This window comes from Caballeronia glebae, assembly GCF_001545035.1.
Taxonomy (GTDB): domain Bacteria; phylum Pseudomonadota; class Gammaproteobacteria; order Burkholderiales; family Burkholderiaceae; genus Caballeronia; species Caballeronia glebae.
The window spans coordinates 1-3,366 of record NZ_FCOJ02000140.1 but is presented as its reverse complement, the minus strand read 5'-3'; the positions used below and the strand labels follow the sequence as shown (position 1 = coordinate 3,366).

Here is a 3,366-nt window from a genome sequence, read left to right as displayed (position 1 = left end):
CGTCGAAACAATGAAAAGGTTAACAGCATTCATCGAGGGTTAACAGCCCTTTCGTTCATTTTGTTAAGGGCTCTTAGTACATGCGACCAGACAAACTGCTGTCAATAGCACCACTGATAGGCTTTTCATTCTTTCAGTCGATGTAGGTTCGCTTCGGGTTGTCGCGATAAAACTCCACTAACGAAGCATAAGGGCTGGCCTTGGCTTTATTTCGCTTCTTATTTTCCCTGATGATTTCGCTCCATTTCGTGAAGGCACTTTCAGCATCCAACCGTCCATTCGCGTCCTTCTGTCCAACGCCTTGTCCCTTCGTATGAATGCTCCACAGCTTCTCTCGTAGCGGCTGCGTCACCCGCATGGACTCGTGACAGAGATTCAACTCACTGTCCACTTCCATGCTACGCACATTGACATTGGCTGACCCGTGTGTAAGAAACACGTCGTCAATGACCATCACTTTGGAATGTATGTAGACCTCGTCCCATTTGGCTCCGCCCGGTGTGTCGGGTGGAACCAAGGTACAGATATGTACCTTTAGACCGTCTATATCGAGCTGCGTCGGATCCTCCGATTTCGCCTTGTCCAATTGTTCCTTCAACTCCGCCACGCGTTGCGAAGCCACCGCTGCCTCTTGCTGCGCCATAGCCAGATAGTTCACGGCGCCTTGCGCTTGTGCCGAGAACGGATTCACAGGCATCTTCATCGCACCGTCAAGGGCTTGACTAACCTGCTTGTTTTTTTCGAGCGCCTCGTCGTATTGCTTGCTCAGATCATCGGCGCGCTCGAGCTTTGCCACGCCCGGCAGAACATCCGCGCGCCCTAAAGCGTTGAGCATTTGATAAGTGTTGACGGTGCCGTCTCCCATTCCTTCGTCGCTGGAGTTCGTCACCACGAACAGATACAGCGGCTTCTTGCGCCCTCCTGCCTGATAAGCACTGCTCAACTTTCTGAGTTTGTCCGCCAGCGGAGGAAAGCGAAGATACTGATTCTCGATATAGATAAAGTTGCTGGTGTTGTTGACCGCCTGAAGATAGAGCGCCTCGATGTCTCTAACGCCATACTGAGGTTGCGTACGCAGGATCTGCGCCATTACCGCGACATCATTCTGGCTACAACGTAGCGCGGGTTCTTCCGCGGACTCGCGTTGCTTACCCAATTGCTGCCGGGTCGCCGCATCCCAGGCTTGGCAAAAATTCTTGTTCATATCGATAAGAATCGGCCCTGTAACCTTCGCCGAAAAATCTTGCCGCGGATGGAAGCCGTTCCGCCCCATTTGCGCATGCATTCGCAGACTGCTATGGCTACTCGTATCCCAATACTCGTCGAGCGTGTTGTGCCCCATAACGAAGCCTGTAGCCAACTCGGGGTGCTCAAAATCGATCAGCACCATTTTTTGATGATGTGAAGGGAATGCAGCGTAGGCTCCGCCCCTTTTGATCTTTGCACCCGTACTCCGTCCCGAATATTCACTGTCGTAAGCACTGCGCCATGCAATCTCAGCGCGGTCGAACATGTCGAAATCACGGGTTGCGAATTCAATGTTGTTGAACGCAGGATCACGCACGATAGTAGGTACAGGACTAGGTGTTAGGCCAGTCGTGACGCTTCTTTTGTCCATCTTGACTTGACCGTACCACCACGCATCGAACTCCTTCTGCGTCGAGTTTCGATTATCTTTCGCGGTAGTAAAGCGCCCACCCGGCATCATGTTTTCCCCAAATTGCGCGAGATGGAGTGAATCGCCCCAGACCAGCAAGCGAACCTTTTTGTTCTGACTCGCCTGCGCCAACAGCAACTGCCCGATCGGTACCGAGCCTTGACCGGACGTACCACGCTTGAAGTACATGGAAGGTTGAAACCCCCAACACACAATGTCGATCGTATGTTGCGCGGCACTGATGGCGTCGTACAGCGCGCCAAACGCCTCCTCGCCACACACCAACGGATGATGTGTACACTTCTTCGGATTGTATTCGGCCTTTTGCACGTAATGCGGCAACGTCAGCGTCGCTGTGTTGCCGCACGATTGCGCGATGGGCGTCGTGATTGCTGTGGTATCGCTCATGACTTTGCTTCCGTATTTTCTTCGTCGTTGTTCAGGTTCAGAAGGTTGTAATAGTGTTGGCGATGTGCCGCTCGGTTTTCCCCGTCGCCAGCCTCGCCCTGTTCAAAGAAATGGAAACCCTGGTTCGCCAGCTGACCGTTGGTCGCGTCACCACGGAACTCCTCACCGACGGGTACGTCGTAAGCCACGCCGTTCGCGAGTTCGACTCGATAGGACTGGGTGCCAGGACGGTGATCGACCAGGATTTTCCCGGTCGCATCGGTCATGCCTTGCGCCACCAAGGAGCCCTGCGCAAAAAGCTTGTAAGGAACGTCCTGAGGGATGGCAGCTCTCGCGGAGGGCGAAGACGCCATGTTCAAGATGAGCCGTTCGGCCGGGAGTGCGTTCGGCAGTGTGTTGCTGATTTGCGCGCTGGACGCGCCCGCCTTATTCCACGCCGCGCACCTCTCCAGAATGTCCCCCGGCGTGCCATTCTCGATCCGATTGGCGTTGATCTTGATATACGAGCCACCGGCACCGATCCACACTTCCTTAGCCGCCGACAGTACGAGCCGGCCATCCACGCTGGATATAGTCAGGTCCTTCAGCGCCGAGAGCGCCATCGCGTCGCCCTGCGATTGAACCTCCACCTTCCCCTTCGCAAACAGCTTCATTCCAAGCTTCTGCGCGAACATCGACACCGCCTCGCCTGCCGCCACCGTGAAGCGTTTGACCACGCCGATATCCGCGCTGCCGCCCGCCGTCGCGATGAGGTTCTGATTGGCGCTGAATTGCATATGTGAACCCGACACGAGGCCCACCCCATCCGGCGCGCTTACCAGCACGCCCGCCTTCTTCAGTTGCGTCAGCGTGCCGTCGAGAAGCTGCTTCTGCTTCTCATAATCCGCCGCGATCGCCTGAGCAGCCTTAGCCGCCTCGGACAGCGACTGCATCTGTTGATAGGCTTGTTCGAGCAGTCCCTGGGCAGGCTGCATATCAAGCTGCTTGCCGTTCGCCGCATACTGCGCATCGGCGGAGATCAGCACGCCCTTCGCTGCGCGGACAGCCACGTGCTCATCGCTACGCAACTCCGCACCGCGCCCCCGTTCCGTGCGGTCCCCATCGACCATATGCCCCAGATTCAGCTCACTGGTCTGGTACGGCGTCGTCAAATGGATGTGCTCGAAATTCTCCTTATCCTCCATGCGCAATTCGTTCTGCGCAGCCGTGCGAATAAGGTTTCGAGTGTTATTCAGGTTATTAACCAGATCCGGATTCAGGCTGTCATGAAGGGAGCCCACGATCACAGGCCTATTCGGATT

At 55.5% G+C, this 3,366-nt stretch carries 2 protein-coding genes; both read right to left on the bottom strand.

The window, feature by feature from the left end; all coding sequences use genetic code 11:
* Positions 1 to 133: 133 nt before the first annotated feature.
* Complete coding sequence (locus tag AWB82_RS36335) at positions 134 to 2,065, bottom strand: phospholipase D-like domain-containing protein (protein ID WP_086974064.1); 1,932 nt, start codon at positions 2,063 to 2,065, stop codon at positions 134 to 136.
* Positions 2,062 to 3,366, bottom strand: a 1,305-nt coding sequence (locus AWB82_RS36330) for a DUF2345 domain-containing protein (RefSeq protein ID WP_086974063.1), incomplete at its 5' end; no start/stop codon positions are given. The genes AWB82_RS36330 and AWB82_RS36335, both read right to left, overlap by 4 nt.

What these genes read in the sequence shown, in the direction of transcription:
- AWB82_RS36335 (WP_086974064.1), bottom strand. Translation starts at nt 2,065, where the DNA reads ATGAGCGATACCACAGCAATCACGACGCCCATCGCGCAATCGTGCGGC.